Genomic DNA, 25,540 nt, shown 5'->3' on the forward strand with positions numbered 1-25,540 from the left:
CATGACCCGCATCCCGCTCGTCGACCTGGCCGCCGCCCACGCGGAGGTGGCCGAGGAGGTCGAGGTCGGCTTCAAGCGCATCCTGGCCGCCACGGCCTTCGTCGGCGGCGCCGAGGTGGCCGCCTTCGAGCAGGAGTACGCCGCGTTCACCGGCGTGCCGCACTGCATCGGCGTGGCCAACGGCACCGACGCGCTCGAGCTCGCCTTCCGCGCCGTCGGGGTCGGCCCGGGCAGCGAGGTGATCCTGCCCGCCAACACCTTCATCGCGACGGCCGAGGCCGTGGTCCGCGCCGGGGGCACCGTCGTCCTGGTGGACTGCGACCCGCGTACGTACCTCATCGACGTCGAGGCCGCGCTCGCCGCCGTCACCCCCGCCACCCGCGCGATCGCGCCCGTGCACCTCTACGGTCAGCTCGCCCCGGTCGAGCGGCTGCGCGCCGGCCTCGCCGGCCGCGACATCGCCATCGTCGAGGACGCCGCGCAGAGCCAGGGCGCCACCCGCAACGGGCGTCAGGCCGGCGTCGACGGCATCGCCGCCACCAGCTTCTACCCCGGCAAGAACCTGGGCGCCTACGGCGACGCGGGCGCGGTCGTCAGCGCCTCCGCCGAGTGGGCCGAGACGGTCCGCACGCTCGGCAGCCACGGCGGCCTCAAGAAGTACCACCACGACCTGATCGGCGTGAACAGCCGCCTCGACGGCCTCCAGGCGGTCGTGCTGCGGGCCAAGCTGGCCCGCCTCGCCGACTGGAACGACCGCCGCCGCGCGGTGGCCGCCCGCTACGAGGAGCTGCTGAAGGGCCTCGACGTCATCACCCCGGTGACGCTGGAGGGCAACGAGCACGTCTGGCACATCTACTGCGTGCGCGTCCCCGGCGACCCGACCGGCGCCCGCCGCGACGACATCATCGCCAAGCTGAACGCGGCCGGCGTCGGCGCCGCCATCCACTACCCGTTCCCGGTGCACCGGACCGGCGCGTTCGCCCACCTCGGCGGCTCGTTCCCGAACGCCGAGCAGATCGCCCCCGAGATCCTGTCGCTGCCGATCTACCCGCAGATCACCCCGGAGCAGCAGGAGCGCGTCGCCGAGGCGCTGGCCGCCGCCCTCCGCTGACCACACGAGACCGAGAGGAGGAACCCGGGATGGTGTCGACGCAGCTCTCCGGCGGGGATCGCCGGCTGCCCTCACTGACGGGCCTGCGGTTCATCGCGGCGTTCGCCGTCTTCGGGTTCCACATCTCGGTGATCGAGCTGTTCGCCGACCCGGACGGCGCCCCCGGCGTCCTGGACTACCTGTTCCGGCAGGGCGCGACGGGCGTCTCGTTCTTCTTCGTGCTGAGCGGCTTCGTCCTGTGCTGGTCGGCCCGGCCCGGCGACTCCATGCGGCGCTTCTGGCGTCGCCGGGCGGCCAAGGTCTATCCCAATCACTTCGTCACGGCGCTGTTCGCCCTGCTGCTGGCGGTGGCGGCGGGCGCCGTCTCGTTCTGGGCCGTCTCCACGAACTTCCTGCTGCTGCAGGCCTGGGTGCCCGACGAGAAGGTGTACTACGGGCTGAACACGCCGAGCTGGTCGCTGTCCTGCGAGGCGCTGTTCTACCTGTGCTTCCCGCTGTTGCTGCGGGCCGTCGACCGGCTGCCGCGACGCGGGCTGTGGCCGGCGACGGTGGCGACGTTCGCCGCGGTCTGCGCGATGCCGCTGGTGGCGCTGGCCCTGCCGGACGACCTGCACTACTGGTTCGTGTACGTCTTCCCGCCCGTCCGGATGCTCGAGTTCGTGGCCGGCATCCTGCTCGCCCGGATCGTCCAGAAGGGGCTCTGGATCCGGTGGGGCGTGCTTCCCGCGGCCACCCTGGCGATCGCCGCCTACTTCGCGTCCGGCTACCTGCCGCTCGGCTTCTCCTACGTCGCCGGCACGGTGGTCCCGCTCGCGCTGCTGATCCCGGCGGTGGCGACCAGCGACCTGCATCCCGGCCGCTCGATCCTGCGCACCCGCACCATGATCTGGCTGGGCGAGATCTCCTTCGCCTTCTACCTGGTCCATCAGCTGGCCATCCGCATCGTGGACCGGGCGCTGGGCGACCGCGAATGGTCCGACCCGGCCGGCATGGCGCTGTCCGTGGTGATGCTGGCGGTCGCGCTGGCCGGATCCTGGGCGCTGTACCGCATCGTCGAGAAGCCGGCGATGGCCCGGTTCGCCGGCCGTCGCGCCGCGTCCCGTCCGGTCGCGGCGCAGCCCGCTCAGGCAACCTGAACGTCGGAGCGGGGCGGCCCGATCTGCCATCAGATCGGGCGGAACGGGCCACGGACCCCGGCCGGGCACACCGGTAGCGTGATCGCGGGCCTGGGCCAGGCCGGGAAGGAAGAGCACACGTGTACGTGACGCTGCGGGATCGTCCCGGCTCCGACGAGCCGGCGGCGGTGGGCAAGACCGTCAAGCGGGTCTCCTCGACGGTCGTCCTGCTGGGCGTGGTCAGCCTGCTGACCGACGTCTCCTCGGAGAGCGTCAACTCGATCCTGCCGCTGTACCTGACCGCGGTGGTCGGGCTCAGCCCGGTCGCGTACGGCTTCCTCGACGGCATCTACCAGGGTGTGAGCGCGCTGGTGCGCCTCGCCGGCGGCTACGCCTCGGACCGCGGCGGCCACCCGAAGTGGGTCGCCGTGCTCGGGTACGGCGCCTCGGCCGTCAGCCGGATCGTCATGCTGCCCGCCCACGGCTTCGCCGCCATCACCGGCGTCATCACCGCCGACCGGCTCGGCAAGGGCCTGCGGACCGCGCCCCGCGACTCGCTGATCGCCACCTCCTCCGACCCGGCCCTGCTCGGCCGCAGCTTCGGCGTGCACCGCATGCTCGACACCGTCGGCGCGGCGATCGGCCCACTTGTGGCGTTTGCCCTGCTCGCGGCCGTTCCGGGCAGCTACGATTCCATCTTCGTGGTGTCCTTCGCGTTCGCCGCCGTCGGCGTCGTGGTGCTGCTGCTGTTCGTGCCTAACCTCAAGACCACGGCCTCGGCGGCCCGGGTCGGGCTGCGGATGGTGATGCGCGAGGTCGCCGGCCGCCGGCTGCGCGGGCCGCTGATCGCCGCGACCGTGCTCGGCCTGGTGACCGTCGGCGACGGCTTCCTCTACCTGGCCCTGCAGGAGCGCGACGACTTCGCCGCCACGTACTTCCCGCTGCTGTACGTGGGCACCAACGTTGCGTACCTGACGCTCGCCATCCCGCTCGGGCGCCTCGCCGACCGCGTCGGCCGCGGCAAGGTCCTGCTCGCCGGCCACGGCGCGCTGCTGGCGTGCTACGTGCTGGCGGCGCTGCCGGCCGGCGGCCTCGGGCTCACGCTGAGCACGCTGGCGCTGCTCGGCGTCTTCTACGCCGCCACCGACGGCGTGCTGCCCGCCCTGATCAGCCGCCTGGTCTCCGACGACGCCCGCGGCAGCGGCATCGCGGCCGCCCAGACCGTGCAGGCGGTGGCCCGGTTCGCCTCGTCGCTGATGTTCGGCGTGCTCTGGAGCGTGCAGGGGCCGGCCACGTCGTTGCTGCTGTTCACCGCGCTGCTGGCCGCGATGGTGCCGGTGGCGGCCTGGCTGCTGCGCGGCATCGACCGGGACCAGCAGGCGGAGGTCGCCGCGTGACCGCACGGATGCGGATCATCGTGCTGGCCGCGATCCTGGTCCTCGCCCTGGTGGGGGCCGGGGGATTCGTGCTGCGCGAGCGGGACAAGCAGGACCGGAAGCTGGCGAGCGCGCCGGCCGTGGCCGAGGGCGGCGACCTGACCGCCCTGCAGGCCGAGCCGCACCTGGTGTTCCGCAGCACCGCGCTCGGCCCCGGCTACGGCAAGGTGGCCGTGGTGCCGCTCTCCTCGCCCGGCGGACCGCGCACCTTCACCACGGCCAGCTGCGAGCGGGTGTACGCGACCGGCCAGGACGCGATCTGCCTGTACGCCAACCGGGGCCTCGTCACCACGTACCAGGCCACGCTGCTCGACAGCTCCTGGAAGCAGACGCGGGAGCTGCCGCTGACCGGCATCCCGAGCCGGGCCCGCCTGTCCCGGGACGGGTCGCTGGCGGCCACGACGACGTTCGTCTTCGGCGACTCCTACGCCAACCCCGGGCAGTTCTCCACCCGTACGCTGGTCACCCGGACCGACGGCGACGTCGTCGGCGACATCGAGAAGTTCAAGCTGACCGCCGACGGCAAGGTGATCACCGCGGCCGACAAGAACCTGTGGGGCGTCACGTTCGCCGACGACGACAAGTTCTACGCGACCGCCGCCTCCGGCAAGAAGACCTGGCTGGTCGAGGGCAGCCTGTCCCGGCACACGGTCACCTCGCTGCGGAGCGACGTCGAGTGCCCGTCGCTGTCGCCCGACGGCACCCGCATCGCGTTCAAGAAGCACGGCAACCTCCCGCCCGGCAGGTGGCGCCTGGCGGTGTACGACCTGAAGACCGGCAAGGAGACCCTGCTCGCCGAGCAGCACAGCATCGACGACCAGGTCGAATGGCTCGACAACGCCACGGTGATCTACGGGCTGCCCCGGGACGCCGCCGGATCCGCGTCGAGCGACGTCTGGCGGGTGCCCGCCGACGGCAGCGGCTCCCCGCAGGTGCTGGTGAAGGACGCCTGGTCACCGGCTATCGTCCGTACCCCATAGCCAGTTCCCCCGAGCAGGAAGGCAGGACAGTGACCGAGCCACGTGCAGACGTCCCGGGCGGGAGAGGCACACGTTGGCGAGCGCGGGCGACTGTCGCCGTGCTGACGGCGGCGATCCTGATCACCGCCGGCTACCTCGGACTCGAATACCGCAACGGCGGCACCGACCCGGTCGCCGCCCAGCCGCAGAGTTCCTCCGCCACCAGCCTCGGGCCGGCCGCCGGCCAGTCCGCGCCCGCGTCCGCGCCCGCGCTTCAGTTCTCGATCCCGCCGCTGCCCAGCATGTCCGCGAGCGGCTCGGCCGGCGCTTCCGCCTCCCCGACGTCGAAACTCGCCGGCGACCGGAGCGCTCCCGGCGGCCCGGGCGGTTTCCCCGGCCCCGGCAACACCGGCGTGCCGCCCGGCACGCAGCTGGCCACCTACAGCGGTCCCTGCACCGTCACCAAGAACGGGACCGAGATCACCGGCAAGCTGGTCAACTGTGACCCGCTCCAGATCCGCGCGCAGAACGTGGTCATCAGCAAGAGCAAGGTCAAGGGCACGGTCTACGCGACCGAGCACACGCCGTACTCGTTCACGCTGGAGGACTCCGAGGTCGATGCCGGCATGTGGCAGGGGCCGGCCGTGCTCAACACCAACATGACGATCCGGCGCTCGAACATCCACGGTGGAGCGACCGCGGTCATCTGCTCGTCCAACTGCGACATCCGGGACTCGTGGCTGCACGGCCAGCTCATGCCGGAGGGCGTCGACTGGCACCTCGGCGGCTTCCTGGCCAATGACACCGGCGCCAACGGCCGCAGCGACGTGACCCTGGTGCACAACACCATCGCCTGTGACGCCAAGACCAACAGCGTCGGCGGCGGCTGCTCCGGCAACGTCAACCTCTTCCCGGACTTCGGACCGGTGTCCGGTGTGACGGTCCGCAACAACTTCTTCGCCGCCAGCGTGGACATCTCCTATTGCGTCTACGGCGGCACCGCCAAGGGCAAGGCGTACGACTCGGGCGTCAAGGAGATCGTCTTCGAGGGCAACGTCTTCGCCCGTGGCAAGAACCGCAAGTGCGGCGGATACGGACCGGTCACCAGCTTCAACACCGCACTGCCCGGCAACGTCTGGAAGAACAACGTCTGGGAAGACGGCACCACGGTGCCGCCGGCCAACTGACCGAACTGCTAAGCGAGGTATCGCCGTCCGATGAGAGCCTTTCTCTGCGTGTCGCTCGGCCCCGGCGCTGCCGACCGCCTGCGCCACCCGCTGCCGTCCGCGATGGACTGCCTCGCCGACGCGGACACCGTCGTCGACCATGTCGAGGAGGGCGCCGACGGCTGGATCGCCGGAGCCGGGACCGACCCCGACGACCTGCTGTCCCCGGCCGGTGGCGGCTTCACGGCCCGCCTGGCGCGCACCGTGCGTACCCGGCTGGCCGACGTGCCGACGTCCGAGTTGGGCGCCCTGCTGGCCCATGAGGACGGCCTGACCGACCTTCTGCCGCCGTTCGCGGCGGCGCACCGGCCCGCCGCCGGGGCGCCGGTCGTGGTCGCCGGCGACTGGCTCGGGTTCCGCCAGCTCTACTGGTGGACCGGCCCCGGCGTCGCCGCCGTCTCGACCAGCGCCCGGGCGCTGGCCGCGCTGGCCGGCGGCGGCTTCGACGCCGAGGGCCTCGGCGCCCAGGCGCTGATCGGCTGGCAGATCGGCGACACCACGGTGTTCTCCGGGGTGCGGGCCGTCCCGCCCGCGACCATCGTGACCCTGCACGAGGGGCGTCTCACCTCCCGGCAGTACGCGGCGCCGCCGGCCCGGCCGGAACGGGCGCCCGCCCTCGACGACGCGGTGGCCGAGATGGCCGACGTGCTGCGGACGTTCGAGTCGAGCTACGTCGGCGCACACCCGGATTCGACGCTGCAGCTCACCGGCGGCCACGACTCGCGCATCCTGCTCGCCGCCCTGCCGCCGGAGCAGCGGGCCGGCCTGCCGACCCTGACGCTCGGCGCCGGCGAGACCGCGGACGTGCGGATCGCCGCCGAGCTTTCCCGCAAGTACGGGATGAAGCACCGGATCCACCGGATGGACGAGCAGCGCTGGCCCGAGCCGCACGAGGCGCACACGCTGGCGCTGGAGGCGGCCCGGGCCCTGGAGTGCCAGGCCAGTCCGCTCGCCCTCGCGCCGCTGCTGCTCGCCGAGAGCCACCTCGAGCAGGGACACCGGCTCTCCGGCCTGGGCGGCGAGGTGGCCCGCGGCTTCTACTACGCCGGTCAGCCGACCCATGCCACCACGTCGCCGCACCTCGTCGAGCGGCTGGCCCGCTGGCGGCTGTTCAGCAACGAGGCGGTGGCACCGGAGGCGCTCGACCCGGCCGTGCTCGAGGCGGCCCGGGAGTCGACGCTGCGCCGGCTCAACGACTATTTCGCCCCCGGTGACTGGCTGCGGGCCACCGACGAGTTCTACCTGCTGCACCGCATGCACCGGTGGGCCGCCGTGCACGGCACGGTGGCGGCGGTCCGCCGATACCTGGTCAACCCGATGTTCGATCGGCGCTTCATCGAGCTCGCGCTTGCCGTGGCCCCGGCCGACAAGCGCGACTCCCAGCTGCTCGGCCGGCTGATGAGCCGGCTCGACCCCGAGCTCGCCGCGATTCCGCTGGACACCGGGCTGGTCCCGGCCCAGCTCGGCACCCGGTCGCTGCGCGGCCGGGTACAGACCCGGACCGTCGAGGCCCGCAAGATCGTTCGCAAGGTCGGGCAGCGCCTGACCCGCGGGCGGCGCCCGCAGCTCGGCGCCAGCGAGTACGCCGAGCTGGTGCTGACACACTGGCGAGCCGAGCCGAAGGCCTGCGCCGCCCTGTACTCGGTGCCGGTGCTGCGACACGAGTGGCTCGACGGTCTCCTCGGTGGCGGGCACGGCGCCGACGCCACGACCGTCGCGTTCCTCATCAACCTGCTCGCCGTCGGCGAACCCGCGTAACGCGAGAGGGCGGATGGCCACGGCCATCCGCCCTCGACGAAACCCGGGGCCGGTCAGGCCGGCCCGTACACCTCGTCCTCGATCGTCTCCCGCGTCACCCGCTTGGCCACCTCCCACGGCGTCTGCCGGATGTTCGCGGCGACCTGAGCCGGTGCCGGGCCACTGCCGGAGACGATGTCGCTGAGCGCGTCGGCGATCGCCGACCCGGTCGGCGGCACCCACCGGACGTACGGGTTGTCCATGCTGGCCTTGGCGTAGTCGTTCTCGCCGACCACCGGCACCACGCCGCAAGCCAGCATCTCGTCCGGCACCAGCGACAGGTTGGTGAAGGACATGGCGATGCCGGCCGCGCAGCGGTTGTACAGCTCGCTGAGCTGCGCCGGGCGCAAGGTCCCGTGGTTGGTGTGCGGGAAGGGCACCGAGGCCGTCGAGTCGCCGAACAGGTGGATCTCCTGGTCGGGGTGGCGCCGGTGGAACTCGCGCAGGGCCAGCGCCCCCACGATGAAGCCGCGGCGGGCGTAGTCGCGCTTGGCGTAGAAGACGACGCCGTTGCGCGGCTCGGGGTTGGTCAGCCGGTACACCGAGGTGTCGCAGCCGAACTCGGCGATGGCCGCCTCGATGCCGAACTTGTCCCGCAGCAGGTCGGCCAGCATGGGGCCGACCACGATCGAGCGGAAGCCGAACCGGTACGTGTCCTCGGCGAGCACGTAATGCGAGCCGGCCGGGTAGAACAGCGGCTCGAAGTCCTGGATGAAGTAGAGCCGCCGGGTCGCCAGGCCGGTCTGCGACGCCAGCACGTGCGCGGTCTCCCAGCCGGAGGCCACGTAGGCGTCGAGCGGGCCGAGCCCGTCGGACACCGAGCGGACCTCGGCCTTCATCCCCGGCCAGTTGTCCCGGATCACCTGCTCGTGCCGGGCGAGCTCACCGCCGTACACGTCGTGGGTGTAGAGGACGCACTTGTGACCGGCCGCCTCCATCCCCTCGACCATCCGGAACATGGTCGTGTGCCCGCCGGAGCCCGCGGCCGGCGGCGTGCAGATCCAGCCGACGGTGAGTGGGGTGCCGCGGGCCGGCCGCTGGGCCGGCACCGGAAGGTTCAGGCGGCGGGAGTCGGTGATGAGGTCGAGGTCGAGCTTCGCGTTCAGCTCGGACGCGCCGAGCCGGTCGTAGGCGGCCCGGACGGCCCGCTGGGCCAGGCCGCGCGGACCGGTGCTGCGCAGGACGCGGATCGCCTCGCGGCGGCGCGAGGCCGAGAACATGGAGCTCATATGCTGAGGATCCCCAGTCGCCGGGCGAGCCGCAGCGCGCGGTCGAACACGAAGAGGCCGGCGACGAAGGCGACCAGGGTGAACCCGGCCAGGATGCCGATCGCGAGGCTGGGTGCCATGTGACCGGTGGCGGCGTCGCCCATGAGAAGCTGGCGCTCGGCGTCGATGACGTAGGTGTGCGGCACCAGGTAGCTGGCCCAGCGGATCCAGACCGGGAGCGTCGAGATCGGGAACAGGGCGCCACCGAGGACCGAGGCCGCGAGGCTGTAGAGCGCCACGACCGGCTCGCCCCGCTTGAAGAGCAGGATGAAAGCGGCGGCGAACGAGCCGAGCGCGTTGCAGGCCGCGATGCCGAGGAACAGCACGAGCAGGGCGGCCGGGATGGCCGACACCGCGATCGTGCCGCCCAGCAGGCAGCCGAGGCCGACCATCGCACAGGCGAGCAGCGCGCCGGTGAAGCTGCGCCAGATGTTCATCGCCACCGGGATCAGCGCCCACGGGACGGGCTCGACCAGGTACGTCTCCAGCGTGCCGCGTTCCATCGCGAAGCTCAGCCGGCTGGTGAGGCCGGTGAGCGCGTCCTGCAGGCCGGCGATGACCGCCGTGCCGATGAGCATCGTCATGAACAGGTCGTCGCTGATGTTCAGGAACAGGCTCTGGAAGTAGTACAGGAAGACCGGGAAGGCCACGGCGAGGTATCGCAGGATCGTCGAGGCCGGGAACATCCGCTCCTCGACGAGGTCGATGCGGATGTAGCCCTCGAAGGTGTCGCGCACCTTCCGGGCGCGGCTGCGGCGGTGCACCGCGCTCGGGTAGGCCAGGCTCATCGCGACTCTCCTTGCTTGTAGACCTGGGCGATCAGGTCGCGCAACGGCATCGGGATCTCCCGGACGTGCCGGACCGCGCCGGTCAGGTCGCCGAGCCGGGACAGCACCGCGCCGACCGGCTCGGCGTTGTTCGGCCGGCAGCGCACGCTCTCGCCGTCGACGGTCACGTCCAGGCCCTGCCCGATCAGGTTCTCCGCGAGCTGGTTCGCGGTCGCCGGGTTGTCGAGGACGAACTCCACCTCGGGCCGCTCCCACTCGCGGCGCAGGCTGTCCAGGTCGCCGGAGTACTTCACCCGGCCCTTGTCCATCAGCAGCGCCTGCGACTGGAGCGCCTCGATCTCCTCCAGGCGGTGCGAGGAGATGAGCACCGCCAGCTGCTCCTGCTTGACCAGATCCATGATCAGGGTGAGCAGCCCGTGCGCGGCGATCGGGTCCACGGCGCCGGTCGGCTCGTCCAGGATCAGCGCCTTGGGGCCCGGCAGCAGGGCGCGGGCCAGCCGCAGCCGGGCGCGCATGCCGGCCGAGAGGCCGGCGACGACCGACTCGGTCTGTGCGCTGAGGTTGACGGTCTCCAGCACGTACGGGATCCGCTCCGCCAGCTCCTTGCGCGGCATGCCCTGAAGCCGGCCGTGCAGCTGCAGGTTCTCCTTGGCGGTGGCCCGCATGAGCAGGCTCCGGTCCTCCGACGGCATCCAGCCCACCACCTGGCGGACCTGCTCGGAGTCGCGTTCGGCGTCGAAGCCGAGCACCGTCGCCCGGCCGCCGGTGGCCGTGGTGAGCCCGACCAGGATGCGGAACATGGTGGTCTTGCCGGCGCCGTTCGGCCCGACGATCGCACAGATCTCGCCGGCCCGGACCACCAGGTCGACGCCGTCCAGCGCGCGGACCGGCTCGGTCATGTGCGACCGGGCGAAGACCCGCATCCAGTGCGGCGTCGGCTCGTACAGCTTGGTCAGCCCGGACAGGGTGATGATGTCGTCCGGGCCCGGAGTCAGGTTGTCGGTCACAGGGAACCCACCGCGGGGGAGATGCCGGACCGGCGCCAGCGGCGCCAGCCGAGGTGGGCGACCGCGCGGTCGCGGAAAGCGGTGACCGGGGCGGTCGCCACCGGCCCCTTGCCCTCGCGGACCCGCGCCACGTGACGCTGATACTTGCGGCTCAGCTTGCTCTCCTTCGCATCGGGCCAGATCTCGGCCGCCAGGGCGGCGAGCTGGTCCAGCTGATCGGCCTGGCGGTTCAGCTCCGCCACCGGCATGCCGTGCTCGTACGGCCGGCAGGCGAGCACCAACGCCTCCCGGGCCAGTGCCCGCAGGGAGTCGGCGCGCAGGGTCTCCGCGTCCGGCAGCAGATGCCCGTCCTCGTCGAAGAGGATCTGCAGGGTCAGGTGGCGCTCCTGGATGTCGCGGACCGCACCCGAGTACTGCTCGGTGTGCATGTTCGCGCCGTGGACCCGGTAGAAGGCCTGGTCGACGCCGTTGACCCGGCCGATGCCGGCGCGCGTGCCGGCGCGCAGCCACAGGTGGAAGTCCGCGGCGTGGGGAAGCCGGGCGTCGTAGCCGACCAGCTCCCGCATCACCGAGGTGCGCATGAGCACCTCGGGGGTGTAGATCGGGTTGCTGACCGTGCGGCAGACCTTGGCCACCCACTCCGGGCCGTCCCAGATCGACCAGGACTTCAGGGCGGTGCGGGGCTGCGGCGGGATCCCGTCGGTGAAACGCCGGGAGAAGCCGTAGACCATGCCGACCTCGGGCTGGGCCTGCAGCAGGGCGGCCGACCGGGTCAGCGCGCCCGGCGCGAGCAGGTCGTCGGCCGAGAGCAGCATGACGTACTCGCCCTCGGCCGCCGCCAGCCCCTCGTTGTAGGTGGCGATGTGCCGCATGTTGGTGCTGTGCTCGATGACCCGCACGCGGGGGTCCCGGGCGGCGATCTCGTGGGCGACGGCGGCGCTGCCGTCGGGCGACGCGTCGTCGACGATGATGACGTCGACGTCGAGCCCCTCGGAGTCGATGAAGCTCGCGAGGCAGGGGGCCAGGAATCGGCCGTAGTTGTAGCAGGGGATCACGACCGTGACCCGTGGTCTGCTCTCCAGCGGTCGGGGTGACACCTTCCTGGCCACCTGCTCACCTCTCTCGGTCTCGGACGCCGGCACCGTCAATATGCCGGGCCGGCGCCCGGGTGGGTATCAGCTACCGGACGGGAAGAAATAGACGTCGATCCAGAAGTTGTGGTTCGTCGTCCCGTCCGGGAAGGCCGAGGCGCCGTAGTGGTACAGACCCCCGCCGGACGACACGGACAGCGCGCCGTTGGTCAGCCCGTCGGCGAACTGGTTGACGTTGACCGCGTAGAAGCCGGTGTTCGTGTGATACGACGCAACGTAATCGGTGTTCGCCTGGATGGTGACCGGCGTGTCGAACAGGATTGTCTGCCAACCGGTTGCCGATTCGTCCACGAACGTGCCGGTGGCCAGCTTCTGTTGGTCGGCCGACCACAGCGTTCCGGTGTGCGTGCCGGTGTTCCCGGTGCCCTTGTAGAACCGCAGCCCCTTGACGGTGCCGGCGGTGCTCGACCGGAACTTGACGCCGACCTCGAGGGCCGAGGCGTCGCTGAACGCGGAGACCGCGGGCGTCGAGCTGCCGAGGATGGTCGCGGCGCCGACCGGGGGAGCGGGCTGGGTGGGCGCCGAGGGCGGCGGGCCGGACGGCACGTACAGCGGGTCGACCCAGTAGCTGGTCGAGCCGTAGCTGTTCGCCGGAAACAGGTCACCGCCGTACGCGAACACGCCGTTGGCGCCGGCCGGGGCCTTCAGGTAGCCGTCGTCGTCGGAGTAGGCCTGGTTGAAGAACCCGCTGTTGTACGAGTAGTTGCCGTGCGACGCCCAGTACGCGGCGACGTAGGTGGTGCCGGCCGTCACGGTGACCGGCTGGGAGAAGAACGCCGACTGCCAGCCGGTGTCGCCGCTGACCGGGAACGTCACCTTGGCCAGCTGGTCGCCGCCTTCGGAGTACAGGGTGCCGGTGTGCGTGCCGGAGTTGCCCTGGCCCTGGTAGTAGCGGATGCCGACGACCTTGCCGCCGACCTGGGGCGTGAACTTCACGCCCAGGGTCACCGAGTCGGGGTCGCCCGAGGACGGGTTCTGCGGCAGCCCGCCGGCCGGGAGCAGGGTGTGGACGTTCGTGTACGCGGCCGTGCCGAACGACCAGCTGTACGGCTCGGCCATCGACTTGCCCTGGCTGTCCTGGGCCGTGACCGTCACCGTGTAGGTCGTGTTGCCGGCCAGGTCGGACGTCGGGTTGAAGGTCGCGGTACGGGTCGCGCTGTCATAGGAGGCCAAGCCCGCGATCGTCGTGCCGGCCGCGTTCTTCACGGTGAACTGGACGCTCGAGCTCGTGACCGCCTTGCTGAACAGGACGGTGGGCTTGACGTCCAGCTCGACACCCTGGTCGCCGTCGTCCGGGGTGGTGCTCAGGACGGACGGCGCCGAGCTGTCGGAGTCGACGAACGTCACGTCGACGTAGTAGTTCGCGGCCGTCGGCGAGTTCTCGGCCGGAAAGCCGTCGTGGACCCGGTAGACGCCGTTGCCGCCGCTGGTGGTGCTGCGCGGCGCGGTCAGCGGGAAGGCCTTGTACGGCAGGGACGCGAAGACCCGGTCGTCCGCGGCGTAGTGGCCGTTCGGGGCGAAGTACGACGCGATGTAGGTCGTGTTCTTGGTGACCGACAGCGGCTTCGAGAACTTCAGCGTCTGCCAGCCGGAGGCGGTCTCGTTGACGAACGTGCCGGTGCGCAGCTGATCGCCGCTCGCCGACCAGATCGCCCCGGTGTGCGTGCCGGTGTTGCCGTCGCCCTTGTAGAAGCGGACACCGGTGACGGTGCCGTCGGTCTGCGGCGTGAACTTCACGCCCAGCGTGACGTCGGAGCTGTCGTCGGTGGACGGCGACTTCGGCACGGCCTGGCCGAACAGCGAGCTGGCCCCGCTGAGGTCGAGCGTCACGCTCGCCGGGCTCGTCTCGATGTTGGCGCTGTCGTCCACCGCGCGGACCTTGACGACCTGAGCGGCGGTGCCGTTGCTGATGAAGGTGTAGCTCCACGACGCGGTGCCGGTGGCCGGGTGCCAGGTGTCGCCGCCGTCGGTGGAGACCTCGACCCCGGCGACGCGGCCGCCGCCGGCGTCGGTGGCGGTGCCCTTGACCGTCACCGGGGCGCCGTTGGTCACCTTGCTGCCGTCGGCCGGCGAGGTGATCGTGGTGTCCGGCGCGACCGTGTCGGTCGAGGCCGTCGCCGCGGTCATGCCGCTCATCAGCGTGGCCGGCTGGGCGCCCATGTCGGCGAGGATGTTGATGGTCGCCTGCTGCATGGCCGGGTCGGCCGGGGACTGCGTGCCGTCGTGGTTCTCGTCGAGGCCCCACGCCCACTGGATCGTTCCGGCCCCGAAGACCAGCGCGCCGCTGGCGGCCCGGTACAACGTCATGTTGTGCGTCGTCGTGCCCGGCGTCACCACCAGGCCGAAGTCGCGCAGGTACTCGGGGGTCGGGCCGGTCGTGGTCGACAGCTTGATCAGGCCGGCCGGGCGGAAGCCGTTGTCGACGTCCTCGTCCGACTCGTAGCCGACCGTGTGCGGTGCGAGCGTGGCGGTGTCACCGGCGGCCAGGCCGGCCACCGAGGTGTTGCGCCAGAAGCGGTTCTTGCCCTGTTCCGCCGGCACCTGGATGGCCAGATCGGTGTTGTTCGACATGTACATCGTGCCGCTCAGCGCGTTCTCCGGCCGGTTGCCGTTCGACGGCGGCGAGAACTGCGGGTCACGCCACGTGCCGGTCCACTCCGAGGACGGGTCGATCTTCGAGCCCGCCCAGGTCTCCTTGTAGCATACGAGGGTGCGGTACGGGGTGTTCGAGCCGTCCTGGCTGTTCTCCCAGCGGGTCTTCCAGTAGACCTCGTTGCCGCTGAAGAAGGCGAGGTTCACGCCGGCGTCGCGGGCCGCCTCGACCTGCGTACGCTCGTTGCCCGACCAGTACTCGTCGTGGCCGACGGACAGGAACGTCTTGTGGTTCTTGATCAGCTGACCACGGCGGTCGGAGTCGACGTCGGTGGTGTAGCTGACGTCGTACCCGTTGCGCTCGAGGAACCGGATCATCGCGATCTCGTTGCTGAACAGGAAGTCGCGGCCGTTGCCGACCTGGCGGGTCGCGAACGGCCGGTTGTAGCTGACCTTCAGGGCGCGGCCGAGCGGGCCGCCGTTGTAGAAGTTCGAGCCGCCGAACGCGTTGTACGCCTGCCAGGTCGCGTCGGACGTCTTGAAGAACAGTTTCGACGTGCTGCTGTCGTTGCGCACGACGAACGGGATCTGGCTGGTGGCGTGGGTGTTCTTGAGCGAGAGCTTGGCCATGAAGACGCCGGAGACCGCATCCGACGGAACGGTCCAGGTCGCCGAGACCGACCAGTTCCCGCAGTCGTAGATCTCGGTCGAGGCATTCGTCACACAGTCGGGCTGGGCGGCACCCAGCGGCGGATTAAGCGTGTCGAACTTACGGGCGCCGTCACCGCCGTAGTAACCGAGTCGATAAATGTCGATCTGATACGCCGACGCGGCCTTGATTTTGAAGCTGACGGTCTGGCCGGCGTTGACGCTGATGTCGGTCGTGAAGCCCTGGATCGCGTCGTCGCCGGCGCCCCAGACGTCGTCCCACTCCGCGGCCGGGGTGCCCGGCTTGCTGTTCTCGCAGGCGATCGGGTTGACCGGGGCCGAGCAGGGATCGGTCGAGGCGAACACCGGGGTCGTCAGGATCGCGCCGGTGACCAGCAGGGCCAGCGACGCCCCGCCCGCGACCAGCGGCCGCCAGCGGCGATGCAGTGTCCGCCGGACGGGAACCCGCCGCAGCGCTTCCAAGAACCTCAACGCAGTTACTCCCCAGGCCGCACGAGATCGGGACGAAAGTTTATGGCTTCCTTAAATAGCGGCCCGACGGTAATGCCGTTCATGATCCGGACGCAAGCCACATCGACCCGGAATGAAACGACGGTCAGCGGCCGGAACTCAGCCGTTCGGCCAACCCCGTGTTCGCTATGCGCCCGCGGTGCGGTCAGCGCTTCTCGTCGACCAGCGCGGCAAGCGTGTTCAGGTTCTCGAAAACCTCGGCGGTGACGTCATCGTCGTCGATGGAAATGGCGAAACGCTCCTCCAGCGCCGCCACCAGCTCGAGCACCGCCATCGAGTCGAGCTCGGGCAGGCTGCCCAGCAGCTCGGTGTCGGCGTCGATCGACGCGGCGCGGTCCTCGATGCCGAGCACGGACACCAGGACCGCCTTGACGTCCTCGGTCGTCGTCGTGGTCTGGTCCATGGCGTTACCTCCGGAAGGGTTCACAGCAGCACCTCGGCGGGCGCCGGGTGGCTCAGGAAAGCGGTGGGACTGGCGGTCAGGCCGTACGCGCCGGCCTGGTAGAGCACGACGAGGTCGCCGACCTCGGCCGAGGGCAGCGTGACGTTGTCGCCGAGCAGGTCGAGCGGCGTGCACAGGCAGCCGACCACGGTCACCTGCTCGGCCGGCTCCTCGGCGATCCGGTTGGCGACCGCGATCGGGTAGTTGCGGCGGATCACCTGGCCGAAGTTGCCGGACGCAGCGAGCTGGTGGTGCATGCCGCCGTCGACCACCAGGTAGGTCTTGCCGCGCGACTCCTTGCGGTCGACGACCCGGGTCACGTAGACCCCGGCCTCGCCCACCAGGTACCGCCCGAGCTCGATGACGACCTGCGCCTCGGGCAGCCGCGGCCTGATCTCGTCCATCAGCTCGCCCAGGTTCGCGCCGATCGGGGCGAGATCAAGGGCGACATCCTTCTCCGTGTACGGGATGCCGAAGCCGCCGCCGAGGTTCAGGTACCGCACCGGGTCGTGCGCCTCGCCGGCCAGCCGCAGCAACAGCTCCACCGTGCGCCGCTGGGCCTCGCCGATGATGTCGGCGCGCAGGTTCTGCGACCCGGCGAAGACGTGGAAGCCGAGCACGTCGAGGTCGGTGGCGGCGAGCTCCTTGAGCAGCGCCGGCACGCGCTCGGCGTCGACACCGAACTGCTGCGGGCCGCCGCCCATGCGCATGCCCGAGCCCTTGACCGCGAAGTCGGGGTTGACCCGCACCGCGACCCGCGGCCGGATGCCGAGCGCGGCGCCGGTCGCCGCGATCCGGGCCGCCTCGTTCTCCGACTCGAGCTCGATGGTGACGCCGGCGGCGACCGCCTGGCGCAGCTCGGCGTCGGTCTTGCCGGGGCCGGCGAAGCTGACCTTCTCCGGCGGCATCGGGGTGTCGAGGGCGACCCGCATCTCCAGTGCCGAGGCCACGTCGAGCGCGTCGACCAGGCCGCTCAGATGCTGCACGACGGCCGGCATCGGGTTGGCCTTGATGGCGTACTTCAGCTGCAGATCGGCCGGCAGGGTCGCGCGCAGCAGCCGGACCCGATCGGTGAGCAGCCCCCGGTCGTACGCGAAGAAGGGTGTGCTCCCGACGCGCTCGGCGAGACGGCTCACCGGGACACCGCCGACCGCGAGCTCGCCGTCGATCTCGGCGAAGCCGGTCACGCCCCCACCTCCTGGCGCAGCAGGTTCCGGTCGAACTTGCCGTTGGGTGAGCGCGGCAGCTCCGGCCGCACCAGCACGTCCTTGGGCACCATGTAGAGCGGCAGCTCCTTCTTGAGCGCGGACTTGAGCGCGGCCGGGTCGAGCTCGTCGCCGGCCGGCGCCACGATCAGCACGATCTTCTGGCCCAGCTGGGGGTCGGGCAGGCCGAGCGCGACCGCGTCCCGGACCAGGCCGGTCGCGTACGCCACCTCCTCGACCTCGGTCGGGCTCACCCGGTAGCCGGACGTCTTGATCATCTCGTCGGCCCGGCCGACGAAGTAGAGGAAGCCCTCTTCGTCGCGCACCACCGAGTCGCCGGAGAAGACGGCCAGCTCGGTGTGCAGGGCGCCCTCGCCGCCCGGCAGCGGCTTGAACCGCTCGGCGGTGCGCTTCGGGTCGTTCCAGTAGCCCATCGCGACCAGGGCGCCGCGGTGCACCAGCTCGCCCTCCTCGCCCGGGTCGGTCTCGGTGCCGTCCGGCCGCAGCACCAGGATCTCCGCGTTCGGGATGGCCTTGCCGATCGAGTCCGGCCGCCGGTCGACCTCGGCCGGGTCCAGATAGGTCGAGCGGAAGGCTTCCGTCAACCCGTACATCAGGAAGGGCAGCGCCTCGGGGAAGACGGCCCGCAGCCGATCGAGCGTGGTCTTGGGCATGCGGCCGCCGGTGTTGGCGAAGTAGCGCAGCTTGCGGCCGGTCTCCTCCGGCCACTGCTGCTCGACCAGCTGGATCCACAGTGGCGGGACACAGGTCAGGCCGGTCACGCCGTGCTTGGTGCAGAGCTTCACCACGTCGCGCGGCAGCAGGTAGTTGACCAGGACGACGTGCGCGCCGACCGCGAACGAGGTGGTCAGCTGGCTGAAGCCGGCGTCGAAGCTCAGCGGCAGCGCGGAGAGGACCACGTCGTCGGCGGTCATCCGCAGGTACGTGCTGACGCTCTCGGCGCCGGCCAGCAGGTTCCGGTGGGAGAGCACGACGCCCTTGGGCTTGCCGGTGCTGCCCGAGGTGTAGAGGATCGCCGCCATGTCGACGTCGATCGCCGGGCTGGGCGGAAGCTCGCGGCCGGTGCCGCCGGCCACCTCCTCCCAGGAGGAGACGCTCCAGCGGCCGTCGGCGGGCGCGTCGGCGGTGCCACCGACCAGGACGACCCGCTCCAGCGACTTCACCTGCTCGAGTTCCTCGCGCAGGGCCGCCAGCCGTTCCGGCGTCGTGACCAGGACCTTCACGTCACAATCGGCGAGGATGTACGCCACCTGGCGCGCCCGCAGCACCGGGTTGACCGGGACGAAGACGCCGCCGGCCGCCGACGTGGCGAAGATGGCGGTGACCGTCTCGAGGCGCTTGTCGAGGTAGACCGCGACCCGCTCGCCGCGCGCGAGGCCGAGCCCCGCCCCGGCCGCCCGCACGTCACGCCACAGCTCGGCGTAGGTGCGGGTGTCGTCCCGGAACGTCAGCGCCGGGGCGTCGCCGGATCGGCCGGCCGCCTCGGCCAGCAGGTCGTGCAGGCGGATGCGCATCTGGTCTACCTTCTGTTGCGGGGTCGGTCTCACCAGCTGAGGCAGGTCAGCTCGCTGTAGAGATAGTCGATGTCGTGCTCGGTCACGCCGTCGCCGCGGAACATCTTGCGGCGCGGGGCGCCGAGCATCCGCGACAGCCGCGGCCGGTGCCCGGTCACGCGCGGCTCGGCCAGCAGGGCCAGGATCCCGTGCCGGGTCAGCAGATGGGCCTGGAAGCGCCGGCGCATCGTGCGGAACAGCCGGGGGTCGCTGACGTACAGCACCGAGGCGAAGAACGGCAGGTCCTTGCGCCGGTCGGTGCGGTAGACGACGTAGCAGTGCCGTCCGCCACGGCTCAGCACGACGTGCCGGGCCGCCGCCGTGCCGGCGTGGTCGCGGTAGATCTGCAGGTCGGCGCCGGTCAGCCGGTCCTCGATCGTCGCCGGGTCGGTGGTGAGCCGCCCGCGCACCGGAAGCCACGGCAAGTTGGGCGCGACGGCGGTGGCCGTGTCGAGGTGGGTGAAGCCGAGCCGCTCGTTCATCGGCACCACATTGCCGCTGGGGGAGAGGTCGGTGAAGACGTAGCCCTCCTGGGCGAGCAGCGCCTTGAGCAGCTTGAGGCTGTGGAAGCGCTGCTCGGGAAGCACACACCAGGCGCCGAGGTTGCAGAACCGGCGCGTCTCGCCGCCGACGGTGCGCTCGGAGTAGAACGCCAGATAGACCCCGACGACCTCGCCGTCGCCGGCCCGCAGCAGGAAGCCGTGGTTGGGCGCGGAGACCTTCCACGGCACCGCGACGGCGGCCTCCCACGCCTCGGCGGTGACCTTCGCGTTGAGGTTGGCGTGCAGGAACCGCGACACCGCCGGCACGTCGGCGGTGGTGATGGGCTCGACCCGGATCGCCATCACGCACCCGGTCGAAGGCAGCGGGCGGCGTCGAACGTCTCGGCCATCGTGTGCTCCCTGACTTGTCCCGTGCGGTCGTCCGACGGCGGCGTCGGATTCGCCTGTCTCCCAGGCGGTCTCGCGGATCGCGGAGACGATATCCCGTCGCGATGTCGCCGCGCTGCCGTTGTGACGCTAATTGTCATAGGTCCGAACCGACTGTCCCCGGCCGCACTGCGGACCGGATGAGGCGTCGGTCCGTGTGTCGGCCGAGCCTCATTCGAACAGCCGCTTGACAGTGGAGGTGCGGATCATCCGGGTGGGATGGGTCAATCGCCAGACCGCCCCGGAGAGCCCGGTCGTCAGTGCCAGCGTGAAGGCGAACGTGGTGAAGTTGAACGAGTCGAAGGTGGCGCCGACGAGCATGGCGACGAGCTGGGTGGAGAGCAGGGCGGCGCACAGGTGCCGGTCCTCCTCGGTCGCCGAGCGCCGCAGGGCGATGACGGACTGGCTGATGGCCGTGATGTGCAGGACCGCCAGCGCGAGGACGCCGATGATGCCGCAGGTGACAAGCGTCAGCAGCCACTGGTTGTCGAGGACGATGTACAGGTCCGGGATCAGCGTGCCCGGTCCGCGGCCCAGCCACGGCCGCTGCGAGAACCAGTGGCCGACCTGGGTGTAGTCGTCGGTGCGGCCGCTGATGCTGGGATCCTCGTCGGCCAGCAGGAACATCGACTTCAGCGTGCCGAGCAGGCCGGGCCGCACGACCATCAGCGCGCCGAGCACCGCGATGCTGATGAGCGCCATGTTGTAGCGGATGCGCCAGTTCCAGGCGGCGACGAACATCACCAGCATCGCGATCGCGACCGCCAGCACGCCGGTGCGGGAGATGGCGACCGGGACGGCCATGGCGATCAGCAGCGTGAGGAAACCGAAGAGGCGCCGGCCGCGCTTGGTCGCCGAGAACCGGGCGAAGTGCAGCCCGTACGGCACCGCCATGGCCAGCACGGTGCTGAACTCGATGTAGTGGCTCGCCGTGCCGGCCACCCGGAACAGGCCGTCGCCGCGCTTCTGGAAGTCGGCCAGGTCGGTCTTGACCTCGAGGCCCGGGATGATCAGGTGCTGGGCGACGTCGTACGCGAAGATCGACTGAATGAGGCCGATCACCGCCATGAAGGCCGCCGCCCAGACGAGCACCTGCAGCACCCGGCGCAGCCGGTCCCAGTTCGCGATGCCGTCGGCCGTCATCAGCACCAGGCCGATGAACTCGAACGTCACCAGCAGCGTGAAGTTCTGCCGGTTGGCCTCGAGCGTGGGCAGGCCCCGCATCAGCCCGGCCACGTACGAGAGCAGCATCGAGACCATGTAGAACAGGCAGGCCCAGCGCATCGGCTGGGGGCCGACCATGAACAGCGACGGGCTGAGCCGGGCGATCAGCCACCAGGCGAACAGGCCCAGCGCCACCAGCAGAGCCGGCCGTCCGGCGAAGGTCAGGCCCGGCACGATGAGCGCCGCCGGGAACATGTACAGCAGGCAGACCATCAGGCAGACGGCGGTGGCGACGTCCAACCGGACCTGCAGGCGCCGGGACGTGTAGGTGCGAGGGGCGATCAGCGAGGGTTCGAGATCGACCGGGTGCACCGTCGAGGCGGTCATGGCCTCTTGTCTTGCGAGCGCCGCTCCTGCGAACGCCGGGGCGGGAAGTTGGTGGGCAGCACGACCGTGGCGTCGACCGGCGGATCCTGCGGTGCGCCGCCGCCGTTGACCGGCCGGGCGGACGTGTGGGCCTTGACCTCGGGCTTGCCCCTCTCGGCGGGATAGACGTTGCCGTTGGAGGACGCCACCTTCTGCGGGCGCAGCACCCGGGTCTTCTCGGCCGAGTCGAGCAGTGCGGACGAGCTGCCGCCGCCGTTCAGGGTCGTGCGGAGGGGGAGCACGGCCTCGCCGATCTTCGGCGAGAGGTCGGGCACCTCCTCGCCGTTCTTGCGCCGGGCGCGGCGGCGGAGCCAGTAGTCGAGCGCGATGGTCGCCGCCGTCGTCACGATGATGCCGAGGCCGGCCGCGACGATGAGCACCTTCTTGACCTTGCCGCTCTCCTCTGACGGCGTGGTGCCGTCGTTGATGACCAGCGTCGAGATCGTGTCCTCGGCCTGCGTGCCGTACTGCTTCTGCTTGGCGGCGATGTCGGCCTGAAGCAGTTTGATGACCTGCTGCACGGTGCTGCTGGCCTGGACCGGGCTGTTGCCGACCGCCTCGATCTCGAACAGCGGCGTGCGCTCGTCCATGACGACCGTGACGCTGTCGGTGAAGCCTTCCTTCTTGAGCTTCTCGAGGGCCGTCTGGTCGGTGACGGTCAGCACCGCGGCGTTGCCCAGAGCGGCGTAGCCGAGGTCGTTCCACGGGTTCGTCGGTCGCTGCTTGGCCTTCGGGTCCTGCACCTTGCCGGTGCTGGGCGCCGGGATCAGCTGCATGTAGCCGGTCGACTTGTAGTCGGGCGAGACCGTCTTGGCGGCCATGACCACCACCGCAACCGAGATCACCAGCATCGGCACGGCGAAGTACCACCGGCGCAGAAGCAGCCTGGTGAGGTCCCAGAGATCCACGAATTTCCCTCTCGTCGACAGGCCGTGGCGGCGGCCCGTCATTACTCCCCGTGCGAGACGGCACTGGTTGACACGGCTACGGCCCGCTCAGTTTCCATCGCCATTCGGGCGGTTGGCAACCAGCCTCGTGGACCGTACCGGCTGCCGCCTCGGCGCGTGTCACCAACCCGACAAGCTCCTTCACGGTGGGCCGATTCCCGACAAGAAAGCGCGATATCCAGCAAAGTGTGTCAATGTCGTGCGTGCAATTCCGGACATTCTCAACGGATCATGAGAAGTTCTCAAATCGGGCATTCTTAGCATTGTTGGGCAAGATCCGCGCATTGCAGAACGGCTGACTGTGTCTCGCCCGGACAGCCAATTGCTGTGCGCTCCGGGCATCGGGAAAGGTTTGCCACCGAGTTCGACACCGACCAGGGGGACGAGACGGTGCCAAAGAATCCGCACGTGACCATTCTCATTGCCAACCTGCCGGCCGAACGCGACCGCCGTGTCATCCGCGAGTGCCTCACGCTCGAGGACCGGGGCTTCGACGTGACGATCATCGCGCCGCGCGGGGATCGCCGTCTCAAGACTCTGCCCGGCAGCCGCAACGCCCGCCTCAAGCCGTACCCGGTGCCGGTGGCCGGCGGCGGCGTGTTCTCGTTCGCGGTCGAATTCGGGTGGTCCTTTCTCTGCATCGGGACGAGGCTTGTCGGCGAGATATTCGCGGGGCGTTCCCACGCCGTTCAGGTGTGCAATCCGCCGGACGTCTATTGGCCGCTCGCGTTGCTGCTCAGGGCCCTCGGGCGGCCGTGGGTATTCGACCACCACGATCTGTGCCCGGAGGTTTACGCATCGCGCGTGGGAACGCCCAACAAATGGGTCCACCGCGTACTCTCCGCGTTCGAGTGGATGACTCTGCGTACGGCGACCGAGGTCATTGCCACGAACGAATCGTTCAAGGACAACGACGTACGGCGCGGGGTGAACCCGGACAAGGTGACCGTGGTCCGCAACGGCCCGTCGATCAATGAGATCGCGGCGGTCGACAACACGGACAGTGACGAACCGGCCGACGGAGTCCTCAAGGTCGTCTATCTCGGCGTGTTCGGGCCCCAGGACAACGTCGAGGGGGCCGTGCTCGCCGCCGACGAGCTGACCCGCCGGCGCGGGCGCAGCGGCTGGAAGATGGTGCTCGCCGGGGACGGCGAGAGCATGCCGGCGCTGAGGAAGCTGGCGGCGGAGAAGGGGCTCGACGACGTCGTGGAGTTCACCGGCTGGCTCGACGGGCCGTCGGTGGACGCGCTGCTGCAGGAGGCCACGGTCGCCATCCAGCCCGACCTGCCGACCCGGATGAACCAGCTCTCGACGATGGCCAAGACGGTCGAATACGTGGGCCGGGGCGTCCCGGTGGTGGCGGCCGACCTGATCGAGACCCGGGCCACCCTGGGCGACGCCGGCGCGTACGTGGCCAACGGGACGCCGGCCGAGTTCGCCGAGGCGATCGACGGGCTGCTCGACGACCCGGACCGGCGGCGGCAGATGCGCAAGCTGGGACGGGAGCGGTTCCTGGGGCTGCTGTCGTGGGAGCACCAGGCCCCGGCGTACGCCTCGGTCTTCGAGCGCCTGCTCGCCAAGCGCCTGCGCCGGGCCGGCCGCGGAACCCCGGCCACGCCGGTCATCCCGCGTCAGCGCACCGCGCCGGCGAGTGAGCAGGCCGAGCCGGCCACGCCGTCGGAGCAGTGATGACCAGCATCGTCATCGCGGCCCACAACGAGGCCGCGGTCATCGGCCGGTGCCTCGACACGCTGCTCGCCGACGCCGAGCCCGGGGAGTTCGACATCACGGTCGTGGCCAACGGCTGCACCGACGACACGGCCGCGGTCGCCGGCAAGCGGGACGGCGTGCGCGTGCTGGATCTCGCGAAGCCGGGCAAGGCCAACGCCCTCAACGAGGGCGATGCGGTCGCCGTCGGCTTTCCGCGGATCTACCTGGACGCCGACATCACGCTCACGACGTCCGCCGTGCGGTCGCTGGTGGAAGTGCTGAAGGACGGCGCGCTCGCCGCCACGGTCGGCCGGCAGCTCGACCTCGGTGGCCGTCCCCTGCTGGTGAAGGCCTATTTCAGCGTGCACGGCCGGCTGCCGGTCTTCCGGGACGGGCTGTTCGGCCGCGGCGTGATCGCGCTCTCCGAGGCGGGCCGCGCCCGTTTCGACCGGTTCCCCGAGCTGGTGGCCGACGACCTGTTCCTCGACTCGCAGTACACGGCGGCGGAGAAACGGCACGTGACGTCGTACTCCGCCCGGGTCGCCACGCCGCGACGTACCGGTGACCTGGTGAAGCGGCTGGTGCGGGTCCGCGGTGGGAACGCGGCCATGCGCGCGGCTTCGGCCAACGGCGAGATCCAGGCTCCGGTACGGTCGGCAGCGCGACTTTCCTGGCTGCGCGATGTGGTGCTGCCGAAGCCGTGGCTCGCCCCGGCTGCCGCCTGCTACGTGGGCATCACGGTGTGGGCGGGCGTGGCCGCGAAACGGGCCGGCGACGGCGGCGCGGCGTGGGGACGGGACGAGTCCTCGCGTACGGAGGAAAAGGTAGTGGGGCGGAACCAATGATCAACATTTGCTTCCACGGCATCGGCACGCCGCGGCGTGAGATGGAGCCCGGCGAGGACCGCTACTGGATCAGCGAGGAGCTGTTCCACGCGGTGCTCGACGAGATCCGCACCTGGCCGGAGGTCCGGATCAGCTTCGACGACGGCAACACCTCCGACGTCGAGATCGGCCTGCCCGCCCTGCTCGAGCGGGGCCTCACCGCCGACTTCTTCGTGCTCGCGTCACGCCTGGAGAGTGCCGGCAGCCTCGACGAGAAGGCCGTCCGGCAGCTGCACGAGGCCGGCATGACCATCGGCACCCACGGCATGTGGCACCGGCCGTGGCGCGGCATGGACGCCGACACCCGCGAGGCCGAGCTCGTCACCGCCCGCGAGCGGCTGGCCGAGGTGGCCGGCGTGCCGGTCGACACCGCCGCCTGCCCGCTCGGCCGCTACGACCGCGAGCTGGTCGGGCACATGAAGCGGCTCGGCTACACCCGGGTCTACACCAGCGACCGCCGCCCGGCCCGGGCCGGATCGTGGCTGCAGCCGCGGTACAGCCTGCGCCGCGACGACACCGTCCACGGGTTGCGCGCCGAGGCGCTGCACGGCCCCGGCGCACTTCGCCGCCTCAAGCTGGAAGCGGTCGGCGTCGTGAAGCGCCTGCGGTAGACGGCTCCGACGAAGAAGG

General features: G+C 70.8%; 20 protein-coding genes. 9 read left to right on the forward strand and 11 right to left on the reverse strand.

Features of this window, described 5'->3' with window-relative positions; translation table 11 throughout:
- The first annotated feature begins 1 nt into the window (after window position 1).
- From ACQP2F_RS20905 to ACQP2F_RS20930, 6 genes are all read left to right on the forward strand, one after another.
- Window positions 2–1,111, forward strand: coding sequence for a DegT/DnrJ/EryC1/StrS family aminotransferase (locus ACQP2F_RS20905; RefSeq protein WP_433306479.1), 1,110 nt, complete (start codon window positions 2–4; stop codon window positions 1,109–1,111).
- A 29-nt stretch (window positions 1,112–1,140) separates the two neighbouring features.
- Complete coding sequence (locus ACQP2F_RS20910; RefSeq protein ID WP_433306481.1) at window positions 1,141–2,247, forward strand: acyltransferase family protein; 1,107 nt, start codon at window positions 1,141–1,143, stop codon at window positions 2,245–2,247.
- 119 nt (window positions 2,248–2,366) lie between these two features.
- The gene (locus tag ACQP2F_RS20915; protein WP_433306483.1) at window positions 2,367–3,623 is read left to right on the forward strand and encodes an MFS transporter; all 1,257 of its coding nucleotides are present in this window, start codon (window positions 2,367–2,369) and stop codon (window positions 3,621–3,623) included.
- Complete coding sequence (locus tag ACQP2F_RS20920) at window positions 3,620–4,642, forward strand: TolB family protein (RefSeq protein ID WP_433306485.1); 1,023 nt, start codon at window positions 3,620–3,622, stop codon at window positions 4,640–4,642. The genes ACQP2F_RS20915 and ACQP2F_RS20920 overlap by 4 nt, the downstream gene beginning before the upstream one ends.
- Before the next feature lie 98 nt (window positions 4,643–4,740).
- Window positions 4,741–5,808, forward strand: a complete 1,068-nt coding sequence (locus tag ACQP2F_RS20925; RefSeq protein WP_433306487.1) for a hypothetical protein — start codon at window positions 4,741–4,743, stop codon at window positions 5,806–5,808.
- A 30-nt stretch (window positions 5,809–5,838) separates the two neighbouring features.
- Window positions 5,839–7,605 carry a hypothetical protein gene (locus tag ACQP2F_RS20930; protein WP_433306489.1) on the forward strand — a complete coding sequence of 589 codons (1,767 nt, stop codon included), beginning with the start codon at window positions 5,839–5,841 and terminating at the stop codon, window positions 7,603–7,605.
- 53 nt (window positions 7,606–7,658) lie between these two features.
- On the opposite strand, the gene ACQP2F_RS20935 is transcribed toward ACQP2F_RS20930, so the two are convergent.
- The 11 genes from ACQP2F_RS20935 to ACQP2F_RS20985 all read right to left on the reverse strand — a co-directional run bounded on the left by ACQP2F_RS20935 (window position 7,659) and on the right by ACQP2F_RS20985 (window position 22,277).
- Window positions 7,659–8,873, reverse strand: coding sequence for a rhamnosyltransferase WsaF family glycosyltransferase (locus ACQP2F_RS20935; RefSeq protein WP_433306491.1), 1,215 nt, complete (start codon window positions 8,871–8,873; stop codon window positions 7,659–7,661).
- Window positions 8,870–9,700, reverse strand: a complete 831-nt coding sequence (locus ACQP2F_RS20940; RefSeq protein ID WP_433306493.1) for an ABC transporter permease — start codon at window positions 9,698–9,700, stop codon at window positions 8,870–8,872. Before ACQP2F_RS20940 ends, ACQP2F_RS20935 begins: the two co-directional genes overlap by 4 nt.
- The gene (locus tag ACQP2F_RS20945; RefSeq protein WP_433306495.1) at window positions 9,697–10,707 is read right to left on the reverse strand and encodes an ABC transporter ATP-binding protein; all 1,011 of its coding nucleotides are present in this window, start codon (window positions 10,705–10,707) and stop codon (window positions 9,697–9,699) included. Before ACQP2F_RS20945 ends, ACQP2F_RS20940 begins: the two co-directional genes overlap by 4 nt.
- Window positions 10,704–11,816 carry a glycosyltransferase family 2 protein gene (locus ACQP2F_RS20950; protein ID WP_433306497.1) on the reverse strand — a complete coding sequence of 371 codons (1,113 nt, stop codon included), beginning with the start codon at window positions 11,814–11,816 and terminating at the stop codon, window positions 10,704–10,706. Before ACQP2F_RS20950 ends, ACQP2F_RS20945 begins: the two co-directional genes overlap by 4 nt.
- 66 nt (window positions 11,817–11,882) lie before the next feature.
- Complete coding sequence (locus ACQP2F_RS20955) at window positions 11,883–15,590, reverse strand: DUF4082 domain-containing protein (protein WP_433306499.1); 3,708 nt, start codon at window positions 15,588–15,590, stop codon at window positions 11,883–11,885.
- A gap of 184 nt (window positions 15,591–15,774) precedes the next feature.
- Window positions 15,775–16,032, reverse strand: a complete 258-nt coding sequence (locus tag ACQP2F_RS20960; protein WP_433306501.1) for an acyl carrier protein — start codon at window positions 16,030–16,032, stop codon at window positions 15,775–15,777.
- A 20-nt stretch (window positions 16,033–16,052) separates the two neighbouring features.
- Window positions 16,053–17,258 (reverse strand): pyridoxal-dependent decarboxylase, exosortase A system-associated, encoded by a 1,206-nt coding sequence (locus tag ACQP2F_RS20965; RefSeq protein ID WP_433306503.1) that lies wholly within the window; start codon window positions 17,256–17,258, stop codon window positions 16,053–16,055.
- A complete protein-coding gene (locus ACQP2F_RS20970) occupies window positions 17,255–18,811 on the reverse strand; it encodes an acyl-CoA ligase (AMP-forming), exosortase A system-associated (RefSeq protein ID WP_433306505.1) in 1,557 nt (518 codons plus the stop codon). The genes ACQP2F_RS20965 and ACQP2F_RS20970 overlap by 4 nt, the downstream gene beginning before the upstream one ends.
- Before the next feature lie 29 nt (window positions 18,812–18,840).
- A complete protein-coding gene (locus ACQP2F_RS20975) occupies window positions 18,841–19,695 on the reverse strand; it encodes a hypothetical protein (protein ID WP_433306506.1) in 855 nt (284 codons plus the stop codon).
- A 255-nt stretch (window positions 19,696–19,950) separates the two neighbouring features.
- Complete coding sequence (locus ACQP2F_RS20980) at window positions 19,951–21,330, reverse strand: O-antigen ligase family protein (protein WP_433306507.1); 1,380 nt, start codon at window positions 21,328–21,330, stop codon at window positions 19,951–19,953.
- Window positions 21,327–22,277 carry a hypothetical protein gene (locus tag ACQP2F_RS20985; RefSeq protein WP_433306509.1) on the reverse strand — a complete coding sequence of 317 codons (951 nt, stop codon included), beginning with the start codon at window positions 22,275–22,277 and terminating at the stop codon, window positions 21,327–21,329. The genes ACQP2F_RS20980 and ACQP2F_RS20985 overlap by 4 nt, the downstream gene beginning before the upstream one ends.
- Window positions 22,278–22,724: 447 nt before the next feature.
- Between ACQP2F_RS20985 and ACQP2F_RS20990 the strand changes: the two genes are divergently transcribed.
- From ACQP2F_RS20990 to ACQP2F_RS21000, 3 genes are read left to right on the forward strand one after another with little or no spacing between them, the layout of a single operon-like run.
- Complete coding sequence (locus tag ACQP2F_RS20990; RefSeq protein WP_433306511.1) at window positions 22,725–24,005, forward strand: glycosyltransferase family 4 protein; 1,281 nt, start codon at window positions 22,725–22,727, stop codon at window positions 24,003–24,005.
- The gene (locus ACQP2F_RS20995) at window positions 24,005–24,871 is read left to right on the forward strand and encodes a glycosyltransferase (RefSeq protein WP_433306513.1); all 867 of its coding nucleotides are present in this window, start codon (window positions 24,005–24,007) and stop codon (window positions 24,869–24,871) included. Before ACQP2F_RS20990 ends, ACQP2F_RS20995 begins: the two co-directional genes overlap by 1 nt.
- Window positions 24,868–25,521 (forward strand): polysaccharide deacetylase family protein, encoded by a 654-nt coding sequence (locus tag ACQP2F_RS21000; protein ID WP_433306515.1) that lies wholly within the window; start codon window positions 24,868–24,870, stop codon window positions 25,519–25,521. The genes ACQP2F_RS20995 and ACQP2F_RS21000 overlap by 4 nt, the downstream gene beginning before the upstream one ends.
- The last annotated feature ends 19 nt before the right edge of the window (window positions 25,522–25,540 follow it).

The organism is Actinoplanes sp. CA-030573, from assembly GCF_050951115.1.
Lineage (GTDB): Bacteria > Actinomycetota > Actinomycetes > Mycobacteriales > Micromonosporaceae > Actinoplanes.

Bases quoted from the DNA above. Each gene is read 5' to 3' on its own strand.
- ACQP2F_RS20905 (WP_433306479.1), top strand. From the start codon at position 2: ATGACCCGCATCCCGCTCGTCGACCTGGCCGCCGCCCACGCGGAGGTG.
- ACQP2F_RS20910 (WP_433306481.1), top strand. From the start codon at position 1,141: ATGGTGTCGACGCAGCTCTCCGGCGGGGATCGCCGGCTGCCCTCACTG.
- ACQP2F_RS20930 (WP_433306489.1), top strand. From the start codon at position 5,839: ATGAGAGCCTTTCTCTGCGTGTCGCTCGGCCCCGGCGCTGCCGACCGC.
- ACQP2F_RS20935 (WP_433306491.1), bottom strand. From the start codon at position 8,873: ATGAGCTCCATGTTCTCGGCCTCGCGCCGCCGCGAGGCGATCCGCGTC.
- ACQP2F_RS20940 (WP_433306493.1), bottom strand. From the start codon at position 9,700: ATGAGCCTGGCCTACCCGAGCGCGGTGCACCGCCGCAGCCGCGCCCGG.
- ACQP2F_RS20960 (WP_433306501.1), bottom strand. From the start codon at position 16,032: ATGGACCAGACCACGACGACGACCGAGGACGTCAAGGCGGTCCTGGTG.
- ACQP2F_RS20970 (WP_433306505.1), bottom strand. From the start codon at position 18,811: ATGCGCATCCGCCTGCACGACCTGCTGGCCGAGGCGGCCGGCCGATCC.
- ACQP2F_RS20975 (WP_433306506.1), bottom strand. From the start codon at position 19,695: ATGGCGATCCGGGTCGAGCCCATCACCACCGCCGACGTGCCGGCGGTG.
- ACQP2F_RS20980 (WP_433306507.1), bottom strand. From the start codon at position 21,330: ATGACCGCCTCGACGGTGCACCCGGTCGATCTCGAACCCTCGCTGATC.
- ACQP2F_RS20995 (WP_433306513.1), top strand. From the start codon at position 24,005: ATGACCAGCATCGTCATCGCGGCCCACAACGAGGCCGCGGTCATCGGC.
- ACQP2F_RS21000 (WP_433306515.1), top strand. From the start codon at position 24,868: ATGATCAACATTTGCTTCCACGGCATCGGCACGCCGCGGCGTGAGATG.